This window comes from Rhodomicrobium sp. R_RK_3 (assembly GCF_002198715.1).
Classification (GTDB): domain Bacteria; phylum Pseudomonadota; class Alphaproteobacteria; order Rhizobiales; family Rhodomicrobiaceae; genus R-RK-3.
The window spans coordinates 224,298-243,344 of record NZ_MWLK01000006.1; the positions used below are offsets into that span (position 1 = coordinate 224,298).

Genomic DNA, 19,047 nt, shown 5'->3' on the forward strand with positions numbered 1-19,047 from the left:
GTTGCGAAGGCGCCACGCTTTTCAAACGGTGTCTCTAATAGGCTTCGGCCGTGAAGATGCGGTCGATATCGCCTTTCCACTCATGCTCGAACTTCTGCAGCAGCAATTCGGCGGGCGTCATCTTGCTGGCGACGATCTCTTCGAGGCTCTCCAGGAAGATGGTCTCGTCGTCGCCGGAGCCGTTCAGGCGGTTGCGCCGCGCCAGCCCCTGCTTGGCGATCTCGACCATGTCGCGGGCGATCGGCAGGATCGTCCCGTCACGGAACGGCGTATAGAGCGCGCGCCGGGGCACCGCGTCGCGCATGGCCTGGCGCTCCTCGGCGGTCCAGTCCTTGACCAGCGCCCAGGCGGCGTCGAGGCTGGCGCGGTCGTAGAGGAGGCCCGTCCACAGCGCGGACAAGGCGCAGAGCCGGCGCCACGGTCCGCCATCGGCGCCGCGCATTTCCAAAAACTTCTTCAGGCGGACTTCGGGGAACAGCGTGGTGAGATGATCGGTCCAGTCGGACATGATCGGCCGCTCGCCGGGCAGTTGCGCCAGCTTGCCGGCCAGAAAATCCCGGAAGGAGGCACCGGAGGCATCGATATAGCGGCCATCGCGGTAGACGAAATACATCGGCACGTCGAGCGCGTAGTCGACATAGCGCTCAAAACCCATGCCGTCCTCGAAGGCGAAGGGCAGCATGCCCGTGCGCGCCTTGTCGGTGTCGAGCCAGACCTGGCTGCGGAAGGACAGAAAGCCGTTCGGCCTGCCCTCGGTAAAGGGCGAATTGGCGAACAATGCCGTGGCGACCGGCTGCAGCGCGAGGCTGACGCGCAGCTTCTTGACCATGTCGGCTTCATCGGCGAAGTCGAGATTCACCTGCACCGTGCAGGAGCGGTACATCATGTCGAGGCCGAGCTTGCCGACCTTGGGCATGTAGGCCGACATGATGCCATAGCGCCCCTTCGGCATGCGCGGCACCTCGGCGCGCGTCCATTTCGGCGAAAAACCGAGGCCCAGCATGCCGATGCCGAGCGCGCTGCCGGCGTCGCGGACCTGATAGAGATGGGTGTTCACTTCGGCGCAGGTCTCGTGCAGGTCGCGCACCGGCGCGCCCGACAATTCGAATTGCCCGCCCGGCTCCAGCGTGATCGAGCCGCCGAGATCGCAGCTCGGGTCCTTCAGCGCGACGATGTTCTCGCCCTCATAGACCGGCTCCCAGCCGAAGCGCTTGCCCATCTCATGCAGAAGCGCGGCGATGCCCGAGGGGCCGTCATAAGGCACCGGCGACAGGTCTGCCGTATGGAAGCCGAATTTCTCGTGCTCCGTGCCAATCCGCCATGCCTCCTGCGGCTTGCCGCCGGATTCCAAATAGGCCGCCAATTGCGCGCGGCTCTCGACCGGCTGGCTCGCCGCGTCCCCCTCGACTGCGACCATACAAGTTCCTTTGCCTTTTGTTTAGACCGGCTGCCTAAGATCGGTTCGCCCGCATCGGTCGAGCAAGGCGCGTTTCGCCGCAAAGGCTGCCCGCATGACCGCGATCAGATATATCGAACGCACTGTCCTAATTATCCTACTTCTGTCGGCCCTTTCCACATCAAATGCTCGTGGCGGCGAGTATGCCTCGCGCAGCGTTATCGGCTTCTCGACCGACGGGCGCTATTTCGCCTTCGAGCAATATGGGATGTTCGACGCCGTCGATGGCGCCTATGCCGAAATTTTCATCATCGACAGCGAGAATGACAGCCCGGTGCCCGGCACCCCTATCCGCAAATCGTCGGTCAGTCAAAGGGCGAGCCTCGCCCAGGTGCGCAGGGCAGCGCGGCGTCAGGCGCAGCGCTTGCTGAGCAGGCTTCGCATCACCGAACCGGGCATCGATCTGGCCAGCAATCCCCGCAATGAGCTCAGCGCCGATCCGCACCGGGTGGTGGTGAACGTCACCTATCGCTTTGCCGCGCCAGACCAGGAGCCCGTGACTTTGATCCTGAACGAGAAGCCGATCGCCTCGGAGGATTGCGCCAAGCAGCTCGACATACCGCCGAAAGGCTTTACGCTGCGGCTGGAGCGCAAGGGGGAGGAGCCCGCCATTCTCCACGACGAGCAGCAGCTGCCGCCCGGCCGCGGCTGTCCGCTCAGCTATGCGATTTCGGACGTCTACGCCTATGACGGCGACGAGGAGACCACCCTGGCGGTGCTGGTGCTGTACACCAAGCGCGGCTTCGAGGAGCCGGACGGCCGCTATCTCGCCGTGACCCACCGTTTGCCGTGGCCGTAATTGTGGGCTATGGGAGCGCGATCGATCTCATCGCACTCTGACCGAAGCCGAGGGGCCATGCCGCAATCGCGCGCGCCGCGCCTTCTGATTTTCGATAGCGGGCTGGGCGGGCTGACCGTCCTGCGCGCGCTCCGCCAATCCGTCCCGGAAGCCGACGTCGCCTATCTGGCCGACGATGCGCGCTTTCCCTATTCCGCGCTGGCCGATGACGCGCTGATCGCGCGGACCTGCGAGGTTCTGGCCGCCCCAGTCGCCGAATTCGCGCCCGACGCCATCGTCGTCGCCTGCAACACCGCCTCGACCGCCGTGCTGCCGGCCCTGCGCGCGGCATTTCGCCAGCCCATCGTCGGCACGGTGCCGGCGGTGAAGCCGGCCGCGCTTCTGAGCCGCAGCGGCCTGGTCTCCGTGCTCGGCACCTCGGCGACGGCGCGGCGGGATTACACGCGCGCCCTGATCGCCGAATTCGGCCAGGGGCGGACGTTTACGCTCGCCGGTTCCTCGAAGCTCGCCGGCCTTGCCGAGACGATCATGACCGGCGGCGAGGTCGAGGATGCCGCGATCCTGGCCGAGATCGCGCCCTGCTTCATCGAGGCGGACGGCGCGCGCACCGACGTCGTGGTGCTGGCCTGCACGCATTATCCCTTGCTGCTGGAGCAGTTCGAGCGGCTGGCGCCCTGGCCGGTCGCCTGGCTCGACCCGGCGCCCGCGATTGCTCGCCGCACCGCCAATGTGCTCGCCGATCTCGGCTTTGCCGTCGGCGTCGGCGCCGCGCGCGATCCGGGGCGGGCGATCTTCACCTCAGGCAAGCCGCCGACGCCGGAACTGGCCGCGCTGCTGAAGGCTTACCGCCTGGCGCTGGCCAATGAGGGACAAACTCATTAGTCTCGCGCGCGAAAGCCCCCTCACCCGGTCGCTTCGCGCCCGCCCTCTCCCGCGAGGGGAGAGGGCCAAAAGGAACGAGGCCCTGCCTTGCCCCCTTGCGGGAGAGGGCTCCCGCCGACGCGGGCGGGTGAGGGGTCGCCACGAATTCTGCTTTGGAACACCATCATGATCCCACGCTATTCCCGGCCGCAAATGGCCGACATCTGGTCGCCGGAAACCCGTTTCAGCATCTGGATGGAGATCGAGACGCTGGCCACCGAAGCCATGGCGGAGCTGGGCATCGTGCCGCGCGAGGCGGCGCAGGCGGTGCGGGCGCGCGGCGGCTTCGACATCGCCCGCATCGATGAGATCGAGCGCGAGGTGAAGCATGACGTCATCGCCTTCCTGACCAGCCTTGCCGAGCATGTCGGCCCGGAAGCCCGCTTCGTGCATCAGGGCATGACCTCCTCCGACGTGCTGGACACCTGCCTGAACGTCCAGCTCGTCCGCGCCGCCGATTTGCTGATTGCGGACGTCGACGCACTGCTGGCGGCCCTGAAGCGCCGGGCGCTGGAGCATAAGAACACCGTCACCATCGGCCGCAGCCATGGCATCCACGCCGAGCCGACCACATTCGGCGTCAAGCTCGCCTATGCCTATGCCGAATTCGCGCGCGGCCGGGAGCGGCTGGTTGCGGCGCGCGCCGAGGTCGCGACCTGCAAGATCTCCGGCGCGGTCGGGACTTTCGCCAATATCGACCCGCGCATCGAAGCCTATGTCGCGGAAAAACTCGGCCTGAAGCCGGAGCCGGTCTCCACCCAGATCATCCCGCGCGACCGCCACGCCATGTATTTCGCGACGCTCGGCGTGATCGCATCGTCGGTCGAGCGCCTCGCTATCGAGATCCGGCATTTGCAGCGCACCGAAGTCGGCGAGGCGGAGGAATATTTCTCGCCCGGCCAGAAGGGCTCGTCATCGATGCCCCATAAGCGCAATCCGGTGTTGACGGAGAACCTGACCGGCCTTGCCCGCATGGTGCGCGCCTATGCGCTGCCGGCCATGGAAAACGTCGCCCTCTGGCATGAGCGCGACATTTCGCATTCCTCGGTCGAACGCATGATCGGCCCGGATGCCACCGTGACGCTGGACTTTGCCTTGGCGCGGCTCGCCGGCGTCATCGACAAGCTGGTGGTCTATCCGGAGCGGATGCAGGCGAATCTGGACAAGCTCGGCGGCATCGTGCATTCGCAGCGCATGCTGCTGGCGCTGACCCAGGCCGGGGTCAGCCGCGAGGACGCCTATCGCCTGGTGCAGAAGAGCGCCATGCAAAGCTGGCAGGGCGGCGGCGATTTCATGACGCTGCTGAAGGCCGACGCCGAGGTCGCGAAAGCGCTGACGCCGGAGCAGATCGAGGCGCTGTTCGACCTCGGCTATCATACCAAGGCGGTGGACGAGATCTTCGGCCGGGTCTTCGGCGCCGCATAAAACCGCCAGCGTTGCAAAGGCTATCGCTCAATCCGGCCCCTCGGCAGCGGTCTCGCGCAGCCTTTGCAGATTTTCCCGAAAGCACTTGCCGTAATTACGGTGTTTCGCGGTGGCGTAATTCATAAACCTGCCTGCGCCCCGTAGGTTCCCGAGTAAATTTGTAATTATTTATGCCGTTGTCATATATAGATGACATAAATTATGGAAATATGCCTCGATTCTGCTTGAATTTGCGTGGGTTGCATCCTCCGCAATCTCTGCAACCTTGGACGTATTTGTATCAATGCCGTCAACTTCCCGTGAGAACTGGAACGTTTGCTGCCTTTCGTCCGTATTTGTACCTAAGCTCCCCATGCACGTAGATGCGCGCAGACGCGGGTAGCTACGATTGAGAGGTCCAGATGCGAAAATCGATCTTTATTGGCGCCATGCTGCTAGCCATGGGCGCGTCATTTTCCACCACTCCCGCCGCCAACGCCGCCCCGGCTGTGGCGCCGGCCGTCGATGTCGCCCCGTCGGCGACAAAGCCGCTGCTCGAACAGGTCCGCGACCACCGCCGCGGCCGTCATTGGGGCCATCGCGGCGGCGGACGCCGCCATTTCGGCGGCCATCGCGGACGCCATTATTACGGCGGGCATCGCCATCGCCGCTATTACGGCCACCGCCGTCATCGCCATTTCTACGGGTTCTTCCCGTTCGGATGCCCGGATGGCTATTACTGGTGGCACCACCGCCGCTATTGCTACTAATTGGCGGCGATAGAGGCTTCACAGCGGCCCGGCGGTTCATCCCGCCGGGCTTTTCGCATTCATCTACGCAGCCCTTAAAATCCCACCCAATTCGCCCATCAAATCCTAACCCCGCCCCGCAATAATCCGCTCCTGAACACAGGAGACCGGACGTGTTTCACAAAGCCCTGGCTGCCGAGTTCGTTGGTACTTTCTCACTCATCCTGGCGATCTGCGGCACCGCGCTGTTCTCCGCGCCCTCGGCCGGGCTGATCGCGGTCGCGCTCGCCGCCGGGATTTCGATCCTGGCGATGATCTACGCGGTCGGCCATATTTCCGGCGGGCATTTCAATCCGGCGGTGACGCTGGGACTGGTCGCGGCCGGCCGGTTCAAGCCATCGGAAGCGCCCGGCTACATCGTCGCGCAACTGCTCGGCGGCTGCGCCGCCGCCGGCGTGCTGGCGCTCATCCTGTCGGGGGCTCCGGCGGACGGGACCTTCAACAGCTTCACCCAGGTCTCCAACGCCTTTGGCGGCAAGTTCTTCGGCATGTCGCAGGTCTTCGTCGCCGAGATCGTGCTGACGGCGCTGTTCGTCTTCGTCATCGTCGGCGTGACCTCGGAGCGCGCGCCGAAAATGCTCGCGCCGCTGGCCATCGGCCTCATGCTGACGCTCTGCCACCTGATCGCGATCCCGGTGGACAATGCCTCGATCAACCCCGCGCGCTCGACGGCGGCGGCGATGTACGGCGGCTCCGATGTCATCGGGCAGCTCTGGATGTTCTGGCTGGCGCCGATCCTCGGCGGCGTGCTCGGCGGCTTGCTCGCCCGCTGGATCCAGGACGAGCAGCATCAGGCGGTCGTCGTCACCCAGCCGGTCGTCACCCGCCTGTCGCCTACGCTCCCGCAATAAGCGCGCGGATGGCGTCGGCATTCACCGCCACGACGATGCCGGCGATGAAATAGACGATGTCGCCGACCAGCCCGCGCTTCAGCCGGTAGCCGAGGCCGGGATTGAAGGCGTGCTGCATGCTTTTATGGATGGTGATGGATTTATAGGTGCTGTAGCTGAAATCGAAGGCGATCTGGATGGTTTTCAGAACGACGAAGACCAGCGCAAGCAGCAGCAGATTATAAACAATACTCATGACACGTCCCCCAACGGCGGCATCGCCGCCAGAATATGCCCCGTCTTTCCATAGCGCCGGTACTCGCCGCATCGGCATTCTTTCCCTCTCCCACTCGGAGAGAGCGCTTGGCCCGTCGTATTCTTACTCCACCCCGTCGATCACGCGGCGTGCGGCTCTGGCGCCCTCGCTCAGCCAGCGCGCTTCCGTCGAGATCGTCACCACTTGCCAGCCTTTGGCGATCATGGATTTAGCATAGGCGGCGTCGTTCGCGAAGATGGCGCTGATGACGCCGTGTTCCCTGCATTTCGCCAGCAGCAGATCCAGCGCCTCGATGACTTCGGGCGCGCGGATGTCGCTATGGGCGCCGCCGGACAGGGTCAGCGCCAGATCGTTCGGCCCGGCGCAGATCATGTCCAGCCCGGCGGTCGACAATATCCCGTCGAGATTGCCGAGCGCGGTCCGCGTTTCGATCTGGCCGCAGGCGATGGTCCAGCCGTTCGCGGCGCGGAAATAATCGGGCATGGCGAGCCGGGCGCGGAACGGCCCGAGGCTGCGGCGGCCGAGCGGGGGGAATTTCACCGAGCCGACGAAGGCGGCGGCGTCCTCGGCGGTGTTGATCATCGGGCAGATCACGCCATGCGCGCCGGCGTCCAGCGCCCGGCCGATCAGCCCGCTGTCATTCACCGAGACGCGGACGAGCGCCGGAACGCCGCCCGCCGTCGCCGCGGTCAGGCAGCCCATCATCTCGGCATGGCCGCCGATGCCGTGCTGCTGGTCGATGGTGACGAGGTCGGCCCCGGCCTCCGCCACCAGTTCCACCGCGAAGGCCGCGCCCAGCGACAGCCAGGCGTTGAACAGCGGCTTGCCCGCCGCCACTTTTGCGCGAATCGGGCCGCCGCCGACCTCCGCATTCATGCTAGGACGCCTTGTCGGCTTCGATCTGCCGCATCGCCTCGACCATCATCTCGCTCAGCACGCGCTGCAACTCGCTGTCGGACATATCGACACCTTTGGCGGCCAGATCGCCGCGCACCTTGCGCAGCACGTCGTCATCGCCCGGCGCCTCGAAATCGGCCTTCACCACGGTCTTGGCATAGGCCTCGGCCTCATCGCCGGACAGGCCGAGCTTCTGCGCCGCCCACAGCCCGAAAAGCTTGTTGCGGCGCACGGTTGCCTTGAACCGCAGCTCCTCGTCATGGGCGAATTTGCGCTCAAAACCCTTTTCCCGCTCCTCGAAGGTCGTCATCGGCAATCCTCTCCAATCCTGCAGGCCAAGGCGCACGCAGCCTCAAATCGCACACCCCGGCAAGAATGATGTGACATAACGCGCCACGCCAGGCAATTCAACGCGGGTGGACCCGTTCATCGGCATTTCATCAAAAGATTGTTTCATGGGCTCAAAACCGCTAGGGTCGCCCTGCCTAGGGGCATGACTCGAGCCGGGGACCGCGAACGCCCATGCGAAGCCATGACGCTGTCCGCTTGTTCGCCCTGCCGTCACGCCATATATGCCATATCTCGAAAGCCGCGTGCTTTACGCTACGCGGCCGTTTTGCATTTGACCATAGCGAGGTTCGATCCCGATGAACCGGCGTCGCAAGATCTACGAGGGGAAGGCGAAGATCCTTTACGAAGGACCCGAGCCCGGCACCCTGATCCAGCATTTCAAGGATGACGCCACCGCCTTTAATGGCAAGCGGCACGAGCGAATCGAGGGCAAAGGCGTCCTGAACAACCGGATTTCGGAATATTTGTTCACGCGCCTTGGCGAAATCGGTGTCCCGACGCATTTCATGCGCCGGCTGAACATGCGCGAGCAGCTTATCCGGGAATTGGAGATCATCCCGCTCGAAGTCGTGGTGCGCAACACCGCGGCCGGCTCGATCGCGCAGCGCCTCGGCCTGGAAGAGGGCACCCAGCTCCCGCGCTCGATCATCGAGTTCTACTATAAGAACGACAAGCTGGGCGATCCGATGGTCTCCGAGGAGCACATCACCGCGTTCGGCTGGGCCAATCCGCAGGAAATCGACGAGATCATGGCGCTGGCCTTGCGCATCAATGATTTCCTCTCGGGTCTGTTCCTCGGCATCGGCATTCGTCTGGTGGACTTCAAGATCGAATTCGGCCGGCTGTTCGACAACGAAATGGTGCGCGTGCTGCTCGCCGACGAGATCAGCCCGGATTGCTGCCGCCTGTGGGACATCGAGACCAAGAATAAGCTCGACAAGGACCGCTTCCGCCGCGATTTGGGCGGATTGGTCGAGGCTTATCAGGAGGTGGCGCGCCGTCTCGGCATTCTTGTGGAGAATGGCCAGCCCAAGGCCTCCGGCCCGGTGCTGGTGCGCTCCAAATAGGCTAGGCATGATCCGCAGGATCGGGGACCGATTTTGTGGCAAAGACCATGATCCGCAAGACGATAGGGCCCCGTTCCGACTGGCCGGAGCGACCGGGCGCTATCGAACAGGCATCGGCATAAAGGGTGCGCCATGAAGGCCCGCGTGACTGTAACATTGAAGAACGGCGTGCTCGACCCGCAGGGCAAGGCGATCGCCAACGCGCTCGGAAGCCTCGGCATCGAGGGCGTCAGTGACGTGCGCCAGGGCAAGTTCATCGAAGTCGAGCTGAACGAGACCGATCCGGCCCGCGCCCGCGCCGCTCTGGAGCGGATGTGCAAGGAATTGCTCGCCAATCCGGTCATCGAAAATTACCGCTATGAGCTGGGGGATGCATGAGAGCCAGCGTCATCGTCTTTCCCGGATCGAACTGCGATCGCGACGTCGCGGTGGCGCTCGAAGCCGTCATGGGCAAGGCGCCGCGCATGGTCTGGCACGGCGACAGCAAGCTTCCCGATAGCGACCTGATCGTTCTGCCGGGCGGTTTCTCTTATGGCGACTATCTGCGCTCCGGCGCCATGGCGGCGCATTCGCCGGTCATGCGCGCGGTCGCGGCCAAGGCGCGCCAGGGCACCGCGGTGCTCGGCATCTGCAACGGCTTCCAGGTGCTGACCGAGATCGGCCTTCTGCCGGGCACGCTGATGCGCAACGCCTCGCTGAAATTCATCTGCAAGGATGTGCATGTGCGCGCGGCGCGCACCGATACGCTCTATGCCAAGCTCTACCCGGCGGATCGCGCGATCCGCCTGCCGATCGCCCATAAGGACGGCAATTATTTCGCCGATGAGGAAACGCTGGACCGGCTCGAGGGCGAGGGGCGCGTCGCCTTCCGCTATTGCGGGCCCGACGCCGAGATCACGCCGGAGGCCAATCCGAACGGCTCGCGCCGCAACATCGCCGGGCTCTACGACGAGAGCCGCCGCGTGCTGGGCCTGATGCCGCATCCCGAGCGCATGATCGAGAAGGATCTGGGCGGCAGCGATGGACGCCCGTTCTTTGAATCCCTGATCAACGGTCTTCAGTAGCGGCTTTCTGCCGCTCACGACTTTCAAACACACAAGGAGAGCTGTTATGGGATTTGATGACGAAGTCGATCAATTGAAACGCGAATTGCAGATGCCGAAGATGGACGCGGCGGGCCTGAAATCCGCGACCGCCGCGCTGCATGGCAAGCTGAAGGACAAGATCCAGAGCCGCCGCCTGGAATTCACCCTCAACGATGGCGCCGAGCCGTCCATCGCCATCACCCATCTGCCCGGCAAGGAAAAGCTGGCGACGATCACCATCAACGAGGATAGCAGCGTCACCTTCCAGTCGACGCTCGGCGAGGATCAGGCCGAGGACGATGTCGATGATGGCGGCTATTTCCCGCCTTACGTCGAATATTACGACGAGGACGAGTTCTTGGAAGAGGCGCCGGAAATGCTGAAGCAGGGCATCGCCGAGTTCGAGCTCGATCAGGAAGACGTCGACTAGCATTGGGTTCGCCAGCGGACGAAAAAGCAGCCCCCTCACCCACCCGCCTGACGGCGGGAGCCCTCTCCCTCGAGGGGAGAGGGCAAGTAAGGCGCCTCTCGTTTTTTGGCCCTCTCCGCCCATCGTGAGCCTTTACGGCGAACGACAAGACGAAGCCTCCGGGAGAGGGCGGGCGCGAAGCGACCGGGTGAGGGGTGAGCCACAAACCGCAGCCTGTCCGTTGACCGAGCCGCGAACGCGTATAGATCTCCAGGCAGGGCGGCGCTGAATCCGCCCCGCTCACATTGCCCCGCCGCGATTGCCCAAAGCCGTCGGATGTGACGTCGCATCGGGGCGCACCCATCAGACTGGACCCTGGCATGACGGCAGATTCGCCCGAGAAGACCCAAGCAGCGCCAAGCGCCGCCAAGATCGCCGAACACGGCATCAAGCCCGACGAATATCTCCGGCTGGTCGAGCTGCTCGGCCGCCATCCGAACCCCACCGAGCTCGGCATCTTCTCGGTGATGTGGTCGGAGCATTGCTCGTATAAATCCTCGCGCGTCTGGCTGAAGCAATTGCCGACCACGGGGCCGCAGGTGATCCAGGGGCCGGGCGAGAATGCCGGCGTGGTCGATCTGGGCGACGGGCTCGCCGCCATCTTCAAGATGGAGAGCCACAACCACCCGTCCTATATCGAGCCGCATCAGGGCGCGGCGACCGGCGTCGGCGGCATCATGCGCGACGTCTTCACCATGGGCGCGCGCCCCGTCGCCAATCTGAACGCGCTGCGCTTCGGCGCGCCGGACCATCCCAAGACGCGCCATCTGGTGGCCGGCGTCGTCGGCGGCATCGGCGATTACGGCAACGCCATCGGCGTGCCGACCGTCGGCGGCGAGACGAATTTCGACGCCCGCTACAACAACAACATCCTCGTCAACGCCATGTGCGTCGGCATCGCGCCGACCGGCCGCATCTTCTATTCGGCGGCGGCGGGCGCGGGCAATCCGGTCGTCTATGTCGGCTCCAAGACCGGGCGCGACGGCATTCACGGCGCCACCATGGCCTCGGCCGAGTTTGACGACGCCTCGGCGGAAAAGCGCCCGACCGTGCAAGTGGGTGATCCGTTCGCCGAAAAGCTGCTGCTGGAAGCCTGCCTCGAGCTGATGCAGGAAGACGCCATCATCGCCATCCAGGACATGGGCGCGGCGGGCCTCACCTCCTCCTCGGTCGAAATGGCCAGCAAGGGCGGCGTCGGCATCGCGCTGAATCTCGACCACGTACCGCAGCGCGAGACGGGCATGAACGCGTACGAGATGATGCTCTCGGAGAGTCAGGAGCGGATGCTGATGGTGCTGCGCCCCGGCTCCGAGCCGCTGGCCGCCGCCATCTTCAAGAAATGGGAGCTGGATTTCGCCGTCATCGGCGAGACCACCGAGACCGGCCGCTTGCAGGTCAGCCATCGCGGCGTGCTGGAAGCCGACATTCCGATCCCGGCGCTGGCCGATGAAGCGCCGGTCTATGAGCGCCCCTATCAGCTCAGGAAGCCGCTGCCGCTGATCGGCGCGGACGAGGTGCCCGCCGCCAATTCGGCGACCGAGGCGCTGCTCAAGCTCATGGGCTCGCCCCACCTCTCCTCGCGCCGCTGGATCTGGGAGCAATATGACCACATGGTCATGGCCGATACGGTCGAGCGCCCCGGCGGCGATGCGGCCATCGTCCGCGTGCACGGCACCAAGAAGGGCCTCGCGCTCACCTGCGATGTAACGCCGCGCTATTGCTTTGCCGACCCGTTCGAAGGCGGCCGCCAGGCCATCGTCGAGAGCTGGCGCAACCTGACCGCCACCGGCGCCGACCCGCTCGCCGTCACCGACTGCCTGAATTTCGGCAATCCGGAGCGGCCGGAGATCATGGGCGAATTCGTCGGCTGCATCCAAGGCATGGCGGAATCCTGCCGGGCGCTCGCCTTCCCGGTCGTCTCGGGCAATGTCTCGCTCTATAACGAAACCAACGGCGTCGCCATCCCGCCGACTCCCGGCATCGGCGCCATCGGCCTGATCCCGGACCTTGCCGCCCGCGCCTCGATCGGCTTCGAGCCGGGCCAGACCATCGTGCTGCTCGGCGCGGCGAGCGGGCATCTCGGCCAGTCGATCTACCAGTTGATCGCCACCGGCGCATTCAACGGCGCGCCGCCGCCGGTCGATCTCGACGCCGAGAAGCGCGCCGGCGACCTCGTCCGGATGCTGATCCGCCTGGGGCTGTGCCATACCGTGCATGACGTCTCCGACGGCGGCCTGCTGGTTGCTCTCGCGGAAATGGCGCTCGCGGGCAATACCGGCTTCGAACTGACCGCCGCGCCCGCCGATCTGCCGCTGCACGCCCTTTATTTCGGCGAGGACCAGGGCCGCTATCTGCTCGGCGTCGATGCCGATGCCGCCGCCGCCATCGTCGCCCGCGCGGGCGCAGCAGGCGTTCCCGCCCGCATCATCGGCGTGACCGGCGGCGACCGCATCGCGCTCCCCGGCGAGGACCCGCTGCCGCTCGCGCGCCTGCGCGGCGAGCATGAAGCGTGGTTCCCGCGCTATTTCGGCGAGCGCTGAATTGGTTTAGACTCGAAGGCAGAATCCATTCGAAGGTCACTCCCATGCCGATGAGCGCCAAGGAAATCGAAGACCTGATCCGCGCCAGACTGCCCGACGCGGAGATCACCATCAAGGATCTGGCGGGCGACGGCGACCATTACGCCGCCCAGGTGATCTCGGAATCATTTCGCGGCAAGTCGCGCGTGCAGCAGCACCAGATCATCTACGATGCGCTGCGCGGCAATATGGGCGGCGCGCTGCACGCTCTCGCCTTGCAGACGGGCGCGCCGGACTAGCCGTAAGGCCGCGGCGATGAAACCGATCCGGGCTTGCGCGCCGCGCTCCGGCTTGCCATTTCGAGCCGATGGGCGTAATCCGCAAACTCGTGTACCATATAACAAACGCGGATGAGACTGGGCCGCGGCCGGCAGGCGCGACGGCGAGAGCGTTTACACCGACGAAAGGATCACTATGAGCCCCGAGACTGTACAGAGCTGGATCGATCAGCAGGTCAAGACCAATAATGTGGTGCTGTTCATGAAGGGCACCAAAGAGATGCCGCAATGCGGTTTCTCCGGCCGCGTGACGCAGATCCTGAATTATCTCGGCATCGACTTCAAGGACATCAACGTCCTCGAAGACATGAGCGTGCGCGAAGGCATCAAGGCTTACACCAACTGGCCGACCATTCCGCAGCTCTATGTGAAGGGCGAGTTCGTCGGCGGCGCCGACATCATTTCGGAGATGTTCCAGTCGGGCGAACTCGAGCAGCATCTGGCCGAGAAGGGCGTGGAGGTCTCCAAGGCGGTGGCGTGACGCCCCCGTCTTTTCCCATGCCCGCCGCGAGCGCCGGCATCCCGGCCTCGCCCGCAGGACGCGTCAATGGCCGGGAGAGACAGGACCCGATGAGCGGCAGCAGCAGGCAGTCCTTTCTGCTCGGGCTTCTTATCGTCGCCGCAACGGTCTGTCTCGTCCTCGGCCTGACGCTGCCGATCATCCGGCTGACGCGGTTCTATATCTGGACCGACGTGCATTCGCTGGTTTCCGTGGTGCGCGAGCTCTATCTTGCCGATGAGGTCGTGCTCGCCGCGATCATCAGCGTGTTCTCCATCGTCTTCCCGTTCATCAAGCTGCTCTATCTGCTGGCGCTCTACGCCATGCGCCAGGTCGAGCCGGACCGCGCCGGGATCTGGTTCCGGCGGCTGTCCTGGCTCGGCAAATGGTCGATGCTGGACGTGCTGGTCCTGTCGCTGGTGATCTTCTACGCCAAGCACACCAACATCGCCGACGCCACTTCGATGCCCGGCATCTATATGTTCGCCGCTGCCGTCATCCTGACCATGGTCGCGACCGCCCTCATCGAGCACGACATGTCGCGCGACGCCGCCGCCGGTCGGCTCCGGGACGCCGCCACATCCGTGCCGCAGCCGCAATTGCACAATGGCCGCTCCGTGCAATAGGCGCCTGACGCCGATCCCGTCACGCCACGGCGAGGCAGTTTCGCCTTGCGGATTGAGCGTGACGGCGGCCAAGGCGGGGCCTATTGATGATCGCCGTGATGAATGAGATCGACCGCCAGGGCCCGCCGACCGTTTCGCCGCTCTATGCCGGCCTGATGGGACGTTGCCCGCGCTGCGGCGAGGGCAAGCTGTTCAAAGGTTTTCTCGGCCTCGCCGACCATTGCGACGCCTGCGGCCTCGATTATGATGCGGCCAATTCCGGCGACGGCCCGGCGGTGTTCATCATCCTGGTCGCCGGCTTTGCGCTGACGGGCGCCGCGCTCCTCGTCGAGATCGCCTACAAGCCGCCGCTCTGGGTTCACGCCGCGCTCTGGCTGCCGCTGGGACTCGCGCTGCCGCTCCTTCTGCTGCGGCCGTTCAAGGCGACGCTCGTCGCGCTGCAATATCGATACAGGGCCGCGGAGGGACGGCGCGCCGATGGCGATGTCTGAGAAAAGCCCGATCTCCCACCGCTTGCTGTCGGTGCCGCTGGTGATGACGCTGATCGGCCTCGTCGTGCTGTTGGCGCTCGGCAAATGGCAGCTCGACCGGCGCGAATGGAAGCTCGGCATCCTGAGCCGGATCGATGCCCGCGTACATGACGAGCCGATCTCGCTGACGACGGCCAAGCAGCACTGGGCCAAGGACCGGGACATCGACTATTACCGCGTGGTGCTGGTCGGCCGCTTCCTGCACGATTATGAGCGCCATCTCTATACGGTGCTCGACGGTCAGGCCGGCTGGCAGATCCTGACGCCGTTGCAGACCGGCAATGGCGAAATCGTGCTGGTCGATCGCGGTTTCGTGCCAGAATGGCTGAAGGAGCCGAAGGACCGCAAGCGCGGCCAGATCGAGGAGACGGTCGAACTGGTCGGCCTCGCCCGCGGCTCGGAGACACCGGGCTGGTTTACGCCGGATAATGCGCCCGCCGCCAATCGCTGGTTCTGGCGCGACATCCCGGCGATGATCGCGACGCTGCCGCCGGACCTGGCCGCGAAGGCGCAGCCCTTCGTCGTCGAGGCGGAAGCGGCCCCCGTTCCCGGCAACTGGCCGCGCGGGGGCGTCACCCGGCTGGAGATTCCCAACCGGCATCTGGAATATGCGCTGACCTGGTTCGGTCTGGCGGCCACATTGCTGGTTGTTTTCATAATTTACACGCGCAAACGCCGGATTGCGCCCGGCCCTGATGCGGGTCACGCGGAGATTGCGGAGCGGGAATCCAGCGTATAGTCTCCCGCCACAGTTTCCCAATTCCTCAAAGGACTTTCGCTTGAACTACATCAGCACGCGCGGCCAGGCGCAAACCCTCGATTTCGAGGCCGTGCTCATGGCGGGGCTGGCCCGCGACGGGGGCCTCTACGTTCCCAATAGCTGGCCGAGCGTCACTCCGCCCCAAATCGCCGGGCTGGCCGGTCTGAGCTACCCGCGAGCCGCCGCCGGCCTCATGCAGCCGCTCGTCGCGGACGCGATCCCGGCTGACGAATTCGCGGCGCTGGTGACGGCGGCCTATCGCGATTTCGCCCATGCCGCGACCGTACCGCTGGTGCAGCTTGGCGACAACTTGTGGCTGCAGGAGCTCTTTCACGGCCCGACGCTCGCCTTCAAGGATCTGGCCATGCAGCTCCTCGGGCGGCTGATGGACCGCTCGCTGAAGCGTTCCGGCCAGCGCGTCACCATCCTCGCCGCGACGTCCGGCGACACCGGCGCCGCCGCCGTCGAAGCCTTCAAGAACCGCGACGCCATCGACCTGTTCGTGCTGTTCCCCGACGGCCGCGTCAGCGACGCCCAGCGCCGCCAGATGACCACGTCAGGCGCGCCCAACGTTCACCCGGTCGCCGTCAAGGGCACGTTCGACGACTGCCAGGGCATCGTGAAGGCGCTGTTCGGCGATCTGGCCTTCCGCGACGCGGTGCAGCTTTCGGCGGTGAACTCGATCAACTGGGCCCGCATCATGGCCCAGACCGTCTATTATTTCACCGCCGCCGCCGCGCTCGGCAGCCCGCATCGCTCCATGCGCTTCTGCGTGCCGACCGGCAATTTCGGCGACATCTTCGCCGGTTACGCCGCCCGCGCCATGGGCCTGCCCGTCGCCCGCCTCGTCATCGCCACCAACAGCAACGACATTCTCGCCCGCACGCTTGCGACCGGCCGCTACGAGCCGCGCGGCGTGGTGGCGACCGCCAGCCCCAGCATGGACATCCAGGTCTCCAGCAATTTCGAGCGGCTGATCTTCGAGGCAAGCGGCCGCGACCCCGAGCGCGTGCGCGCCCTGATGGCCGAATTCGCCGAGACCGGCGCCTTCGCCCTCGCTGCCGGCGAACTGGCGCATATGCGCGCCATCTTCTCCGCCCACCGCGCCGACGAGGCCGAGACCGCGCAGACCATGCGCCGCGTCCATGCCGAGACCGGCTATCTCGCCGACCCGCACACCGCCGTCGCGCTCGCCGCGGCCGCGAAGGAGCCCCAGGACGCCTCCGCGCCGATGATCGTGCTGTCGACCGCCCATCCGGCCAAATTTCCCGAAGCGGTCGAGCGTGCGACCGGCCGCATTCCCGCAATCCCGGAGCGCCTGCAAAGAGCGCTGTCCGGCCGCGAAGATTTCATCACCGCCGATGCCAAGACCGATGCGGTCGGCCGGCTCATCCGCGAGCGCGCCCGCACGCCCTTGAAAGGGGCCTGACCATGACGATCGAAATGACCACGCTGGCCAATGGCCTGCGCGTCGTAACCTGCAACATGCCGCATCTGGAGACCGCCTCGCTCGGCGTCTGGGTGAACACCGGCGCCCGCTCCGAACTGGCGCGCGAGCACGGCCTTGCCCATCTCCTGGAACACATGGCCTTCAAGGGGACGCCCACCCGCAGCGCCCTGCAGATCGCCGAGGAAATCGAGGCGGTCGGCGGCGCAGTCAACGCCATGACCAGCTTCGAGACCACCGATTATTTCGCCCGCGTGCTGCGCGAGCACGTGCCGCTCGCCCTCGAGATTCTCGGTGACATCCTGCAGAATCCCCTCTTTGCCGAAGAGGACATGGAGCGCGAAAAGGAGGTCATTCTGCAGGAAATCGCCTCCGTCCAGGATGCGCCCGACGATCTCGTCTTCGAACTGGCGCAGGAAGCCGCATATCCGAACCAGCCGCTCGGCCGCACCATCCTCGGCACGCCCGGCAGCGTCCGCGCCTTGACGCGCGAGGATCTGGCCGCCTATCGGCATTCCGCCTATGCCGCGCCGCGCATGGTGCTGGGCGCGGCCGGCGCCGTCGACCATGACGCCATCGCCGCCCAGGCCGAGGCGCTGTTCGCCTCCTTCCCGGCAACCGAGGGCCGCCCCTATGAGCCCGCCCGCTTCGGCGGCGGCCATCGCAGCCTGACGCGGCGCTTCGAGCAGAGCCATATCGTCATCGCCTTCGAGGCGCCCTCGTTCCGCGACGACGCCTATTTCACCTCGCTCGTTTATTCCGTGCTGCTCGGCGGCGGCATGTCCTCGCGGCTGTTTCAGGAAGCGCGCGAACGGCGCGGTTTATGTTACGATATTCACGCTTTCGGCTGGGGGTTCTCCGATAGCGGCCTGTTCGGCGTGCATGCGGCGACGGGCAATACCCAGATTGAAGAGCTGGTCGAGGTCATCATGAAGGAGTTGCGCGCCGTCGCGCTCGAAGGACCGAACGCCCCCGAATTGCAGCGGGCGAAAGCCCAGCTCAAGGCCTCCCTGCTGATGAGCCTGGAAAGCTCCGAAGCCCGCGCCGGGCAGATTGCCCGCGACACCCTGGTTTTCGGCCGCCAATTGACCACCGCCGAGCTGATCGAGCGCATCGACAGCGTCAGCGCCGGCGATGTCGGAGCGCTCGCCGCCAGCTTCGCCACCATGAAACAGCCCGTCACGGCGAGCGTCGGTCCCGCCGGCGTCTCCGAGCGCCTGCGCGGCTCGGTCGAGGACAGTTCCGCCCGTGAAACCATACATTAGTTATTTCTGGGAAACCTGCTCGCGCTCAGTTCGGTTTTCCGTCCGGATATGTGACAAGACATAAATTGAGCCTAAGGAGTTTTGCGCATGGCGTTCTTGCGCTCGGTTCCGTTAAGTGAGAGCGGCCCACTGGTCAGGGGTGACCGTGTATGGCTGCGCGTGCCGCAAATGTCGGACTACGCGGAATGGGCGCAGCTTCGCGGCATGAGCCAGGAATTCCTCCGGCCCTGGGAGCCGGAATGGTCCTATGACGAGCTGACGCGCTCCGCTTACCGGCGGCGCCTCCGCCATTACCAGCGCGATATGCGCGATGGGGTGGGCTATGCCTTTTTTCTGTTGAGAAACGGTGATAACAAACTGCTCGGCGGGGCGACGCTCACCAACGCCCGCAGGGGCGTGAGCCAGTCGATTTCGATTGGATATTGGGTCGGCGCACCCTATAGCAGGCAAGGGTATATGACGGCTGCGCTCCGCATTCTCGTACCGTTCGTGTTCGACACCCTTGGCTTCCATCGTCTCGAGGCCGCTTGTCTGCCGACGAACGAGGCGTCGCGAAGGCTTTTGGAAAGTTGCGGCTTTCTGCATGAGGGGCTCGCTCGTAAATACCTCAAGATCAACGGGCTATGGCAAGATCACCTGCTCTACGCGGCCATAGACGACAATTTGCGTTCGTGAATGCCGGGAGCGCCTGGGGCGAA

General features: G+C 65.1%; 22 protein-coding genes. 18 read left to right on the forward strand and 4 right to left on the reverse strand.

The genetic code is table 11. From position 1 onward, the window contains the following. Positions 1 to 34: 34 nt before the first annotated feature. Positions 35 to 1,417, reverse strand: coding sequence for a glutamate--cysteine ligase (locus BLEFHOIH_RS03075; protein WP_088343021.1), 1,383 nt, complete (start codon positions 1,415 to 1,417; stop codon positions 35 to 37). 94 nt (positions 1,418 to 1,511) lie between these two features. On the opposite strand from BLEFHOIH_RS03075, the gene BLEFHOIH_RS03080 reads away from it, so the two are divergent. From BLEFHOIH_RS03080 to BLEFHOIH_RS03100, 5 genes are all read left to right on the forward strand, one after another. Further along, a complete protein-coding gene (locus BLEFHOIH_RS03080; RefSeq protein ID WP_088343022.1) occupies positions 1,512 to 2,255 on the forward strand; it encodes a DUF2259 domain-containing protein in 744 nt (247 codons plus the stop codon). A 57-nt stretch (positions 2,256 to 2,312) separates the two neighbouring features. Further along, positions 2,313 to 3,137, forward strand: coding sequence for a glutamate racemase (gene murI, locus BLEFHOIH_RS03085; RefSeq protein WP_088343023.1), 825 nt, complete (start codon positions 2,313 to 2,315; stop codon positions 3,135 to 3,137). Between the two features lie 165 nt (positions 3,138 to 3,302). After that, positions 3,303 to 4,601: an adenylosuccinate lyase gene (purB, locus tag BLEFHOIH_RS03090; protein WP_088343024.1), complete on the forward strand. Its 1,299-nt coding sequence runs from the start codon at positions 3,303 to 3,305 to the stop codon at positions 4,599 to 4,601. A 401-nt stretch (positions 4,602 to 5,002) separates the two neighbouring features. Beyond that, positions 5,003 to 5,350 (forward strand): hypothetical protein, encoded by a 348-nt coding sequence (locus BLEFHOIH_RS03095; RefSeq protein WP_088343025.1) that lies wholly within the window; start codon positions 5,003 to 5,005, stop codon positions 5,348 to 5,350. Positions 5,351 to 5,502: 152 nt separating this feature from the next. Further along, positions 5,503 to 6,240, forward strand: coding sequence for an aquaporin (locus BLEFHOIH_RS03100; RefSeq protein ID WP_088343026.1), 738 nt, complete (start codon positions 5,503 to 5,505; stop codon positions 6,238 to 6,240). Here BLEFHOIH_RS03100 and BLEFHOIH_RS03105 read toward each other — a convergent pair. The 3 genes from BLEFHOIH_RS03105 to BLEFHOIH_RS03115 all read right to left on the reverse strand — a co-directional run bounded on the left by BLEFHOIH_RS03105 (position 6,224) and on the right by BLEFHOIH_RS03115 (position 7,703). After that, positions 6,224 to 6,475, reverse strand: coding sequence for a hypothetical protein (locus tag BLEFHOIH_RS03105; RefSeq protein WP_088343027.1), 252 nt, complete (start codon positions 6,473 to 6,475; stop codon positions 6,224 to 6,226). The genes BLEFHOIH_RS03100 and BLEFHOIH_RS03105 overlap by 17 nt on opposite strands. 123 nt (positions 6,476 to 6,598) lie before the next feature. After that, a complete protein-coding gene (locus BLEFHOIH_RS03110; RefSeq protein WP_088343028.1) occupies positions 6,599 to 7,372 on the reverse strand; it encodes an aldolase/citrate lyase family protein in 774 nt (257 codons plus the stop codon). A 1-nt stretch (position 7,373) separates the two neighbouring features. Continuing rightward, the gene (locus BLEFHOIH_RS03115; protein WP_088343029.1) at positions 7,374 to 7,703 is read right to left on the reverse strand and encodes a DUF1476 domain-containing protein; all 330 of its coding nucleotides are present in this window, start codon (positions 7,701 to 7,703) and stop codon (positions 7,374 to 7,376) included. A gap of 337 nt (positions 7,704 to 8,040) precedes the next feature. Between BLEFHOIH_RS03115 and purC the strand changes: the two genes are divergently transcribed. The 13 genes from purC (at position 8,041) to BLEFHOIH_RS03180 (ending at position 19,024) form a co-directional block, all read left to right on the forward strand. Then, positions 8,041 to 8,811 carry a phosphoribosylaminoimidazolesuccinocarboxamide synthase gene (gene purC, locus BLEFHOIH_RS03120; protein WP_088343030.1) on the forward strand — a complete coding sequence of 257 codons (771 nt, stop codon included), beginning with the start codon at positions 8,041 to 8,043 and terminating at the stop codon, positions 8,809 to 8,811. Between the two features lie 132 nt (positions 8,812 to 8,943). After that, on the forward strand, positions 8,944 to 9,189 hold the full coding sequence (purS, locus tag BLEFHOIH_RS03125; protein ID WP_088343031.1) for a phosphoribosylformylglycinamidine synthase subunit PurS: 246 nt from the start codon (positions 8,944 to 8,946) through the stop codon (positions 9,187 to 9,189). Further along, positions 9,186 to 9,875, forward strand: a complete 690-nt coding sequence (gene purQ / locus BLEFHOIH_RS03130) for a phosphoribosylformylglycinamidine synthase subunit PurQ (protein WP_088343032.1) — start codon at positions 9,186 to 9,188, stop codon at positions 9,873 to 9,875. Before purS ends, purQ begins: the two co-directional genes overlap by 4 nt. A gap of 46 nt (positions 9,876 to 9,921) precedes the next feature. Continuing rightward, positions 9,922 to 10,326: a hypothetical protein gene (locus BLEFHOIH_RS03135; protein WP_088343033.1), complete on the forward strand. Its 405-nt coding sequence runs from the start codon at positions 9,922 to 9,924 to the stop codon at positions 10,324 to 10,326. Between the two features lie 359 nt (positions 10,327 to 10,685). Beyond that, on the forward strand, positions 10,686 to 12,905 hold the full coding sequence (gene purL / locus BLEFHOIH_RS03140; protein WP_088343034.1) for a phosphoribosylformylglycinamidine synthase subunit PurL: 2,220 nt from the start codon (positions 10,686 to 10,688) through the stop codon (positions 12,903 to 12,905). Between the two features lie 44 nt (positions 12,906 to 12,949). Beyond that, on the forward strand, positions 12,950 to 13,183 hold the full coding sequence (locus tag BLEFHOIH_RS03145) for a BolA family transcriptional regulator (protein WP_088343035.1): 234 nt from the start codon (positions 12,950 to 12,952) through the stop codon (positions 13,181 to 13,183). Positions 13,184 to 13,358: 175 nt separating this feature from the next. After that, positions 13,359 to 13,703, forward strand: a complete 345-nt coding sequence (grxD, locus tag BLEFHOIH_RS03150; protein WP_088343036.1) for a Grx4 family monothiol glutaredoxin — start codon at positions 13,359 to 13,361, stop codon at positions 13,701 to 13,703. Between the two features lie 89 nt (positions 13,704 to 13,792). Further along, positions 13,793 to 14,347, forward strand: a complete 555-nt coding sequence (locus tag BLEFHOIH_RS03155) for a paraquat-inducible protein A (protein ID WP_170936965.1) — start codon at positions 13,793 to 13,795, stop codon at positions 14,345 to 14,347. Positions 14,348 to 14,445: 98 nt separating this feature from the next. Beyond that, the gene (locus tag BLEFHOIH_RS03160) at positions 14,446 to 14,838 is read left to right on the forward strand and encodes a DUF983 domain-containing protein (protein WP_088343146.1); all 393 of its coding nucleotides are present in this window, start codon (positions 14,446 to 14,448) and stop codon (positions 14,836 to 14,838) included. Continuing rightward, complete coding sequence (locus BLEFHOIH_RS03165) at positions 14,825 to 15,616, forward strand: SURF1 family protein (RefSeq protein ID WP_088343038.1); 792 nt, start codon at positions 14,825 to 14,827, stop codon at positions 15,614 to 15,616. Before BLEFHOIH_RS03160 ends, BLEFHOIH_RS03165 begins: the two co-directional genes overlap by 14 nt. Positions 15,617 to 15,656: 40 nt before the next feature. After that, positions 15,657 to 17,066 carry a threonine synthase gene (thrC, locus tag BLEFHOIH_RS03170; protein ID WP_088343039.1) on the forward strand — a complete coding sequence of 470 codons (1,410 nt, stop codon included), beginning with the start codon at positions 15,657 to 15,659 and terminating at the stop codon, positions 17,064 to 17,066. A 2-nt stretch (positions 17,067 to 17,068) separates the two neighbouring features. Next, the gene (locus BLEFHOIH_RS03175; protein WP_088343040.1) at positions 17,069 to 18,349 is read left to right on the forward strand and encodes a pitrilysin family protein; all 1,281 of its coding nucleotides are present in this window, start codon (positions 17,069 to 17,071) and stop codon (positions 18,347 to 18,349) included. 87 nt (positions 18,350 to 18,436) lie between these two features. Next, a complete protein-coding gene (locus tag BLEFHOIH_RS03180) occupies positions 18,437 to 19,024 on the forward strand; it encodes a GNAT family protein (protein WP_088343147.1) in 588 nt (195 codons plus the stop codon). The last annotated feature ends 23 nt before the right edge of the window (positions 19,025 to 19,047 follow it).

Bases quoted from the DNA above. Each gene is read 5' to 3' on its own strand.
- BLEFHOIH_RS03155 (WP_170936965.1), top strand. From the start codon at position 13,793: ATGAGCGGCAGCAGCAGGCAGTCCTTTCTGCTCGGGCTTCTTATCGTC.
- BLEFHOIH_RS03145 (WP_088343035.1), top strand. From the start codon at position 12,950: ATGCCGATGAGCGCCAAGGAAATCGAAGACCTGATCCGCGCCAGACTG.
- BLEFHOIH_RS03075 (WP_088343021.1), bottom strand. From the start codon at position 1,417: ATGGTCGCAGTCGAGGGGGACGCGGCGAGCCAGCCGGTCGAGAGCCGC.
- BLEFHOIH_RS03110 (WP_088343028.1), bottom strand. From the start codon at position 7,372: ATGAATGCGGAGGTCGGCGGCGGCCCGATTCGCGCAAAAGTGGCGGCG.
- purL (WP_088343034.1), top strand. From the start codon at position 10,686: ATGACGGCAGATTCGCCCGAGAAGACCCAAGCAGCGCCAAGCGCCGCC.
- BLEFHOIH_RS03095 (WP_088343025.1), top strand. From the start codon at position 5,003: ATGCGAAAATCGATCTTTATTGGCGCCATGCTGCTAGCCATGGGCGCG.
- BLEFHOIH_RS03180 (WP_088343147.1), top strand. From the start codon at position 18,437: ATGGCGTTCTTGCGCTCGGTTCCGTTAAGTGAGAGCGGCCCACTGGTC.
- BLEFHOIH_RS03160 (WP_088343146.1), top strand. From the start codon at position 14,446: ATGAATGAGATCGACCGCCAGGGCCCGCCGACCGTTTCGCCGCTCTAT.
- BLEFHOIH_RS03115 (WP_088343029.1), bottom strand. From the start codon at position 7,703: ATGACGACCTTCGAGGAGCGGGAAAAGGGTTTTGAGCGCAAATTCGCC.
- murI (WP_088343023.1), top strand. From the start codon at position 2,313: ATGCCGCAATCGCGCGCGCCGCGCCTTCTGATTTTCGATAGCGGGCTG.
- BLEFHOIH_RS03165 (WP_088343038.1), top strand. From the start codon at position 14,825: ATGGCGATGTCTGAGAAAAGCCCGATCTCCCACCGCTTGCTGTCGGTG.
- BLEFHOIH_RS03175 (WP_088343040.1), top strand. From the start codon at position 17,069: ATGACGATCGAAATGACCACGCTGGCCAATGGCCTGCGCGTCGTAACC.
- BLEFHOIH_RS03105 (WP_088343027.1), bottom strand. From the start codon at position 6,475: ATGAGTATTGTTTATAATCTGCTGCTGCTTGCGCTGGTCTTCGTCGTT.
- purQ (WP_088343032.1), top strand. From the start codon at position 9,186: ATGAGAGCCAGCGTCATCGTCTTTCCCGGATCGAACTGCGATCGCGAC.
- purC (WP_088343030.1), top strand. From the start codon at position 8,041: ATGAACCGGCGTCGCAAGATCTACGAGGGGAAGGCGAAGATCCTTTAC.
- purS (WP_088343031.1), top strand. From the start codon at position 8,944: ATGAAGGCCCGCGTGACTGTAACATTGAAGAACGGCGTGCTCGACCCG.
- grxD (WP_088343036.1), top strand. From the start codon at position 13,359: ATGAGCCCCGAGACTGTACAGAGCTGGATCGATCAGCAGGTCAAGACC.
- BLEFHOIH_RS03080 (WP_088343022.1), top strand. From the start codon at position 1,512: ATGACCGCGATCAGATATATCGAACGCACTGTCCTAATTATCCTACTT.
- BLEFHOIH_RS03135 (WP_088343033.1), top strand. From the start codon at position 9,922: ATGGGATTTGATGACGAAGTCGATCAATTGAAACGCGAATTGCAGATG.
- purB (WP_088343024.1), top strand. From the start codon at position 3,303: ATGATCCCACGCTATTCCCGGCCGCAAATGGCCGACATCTGGTCGCCG.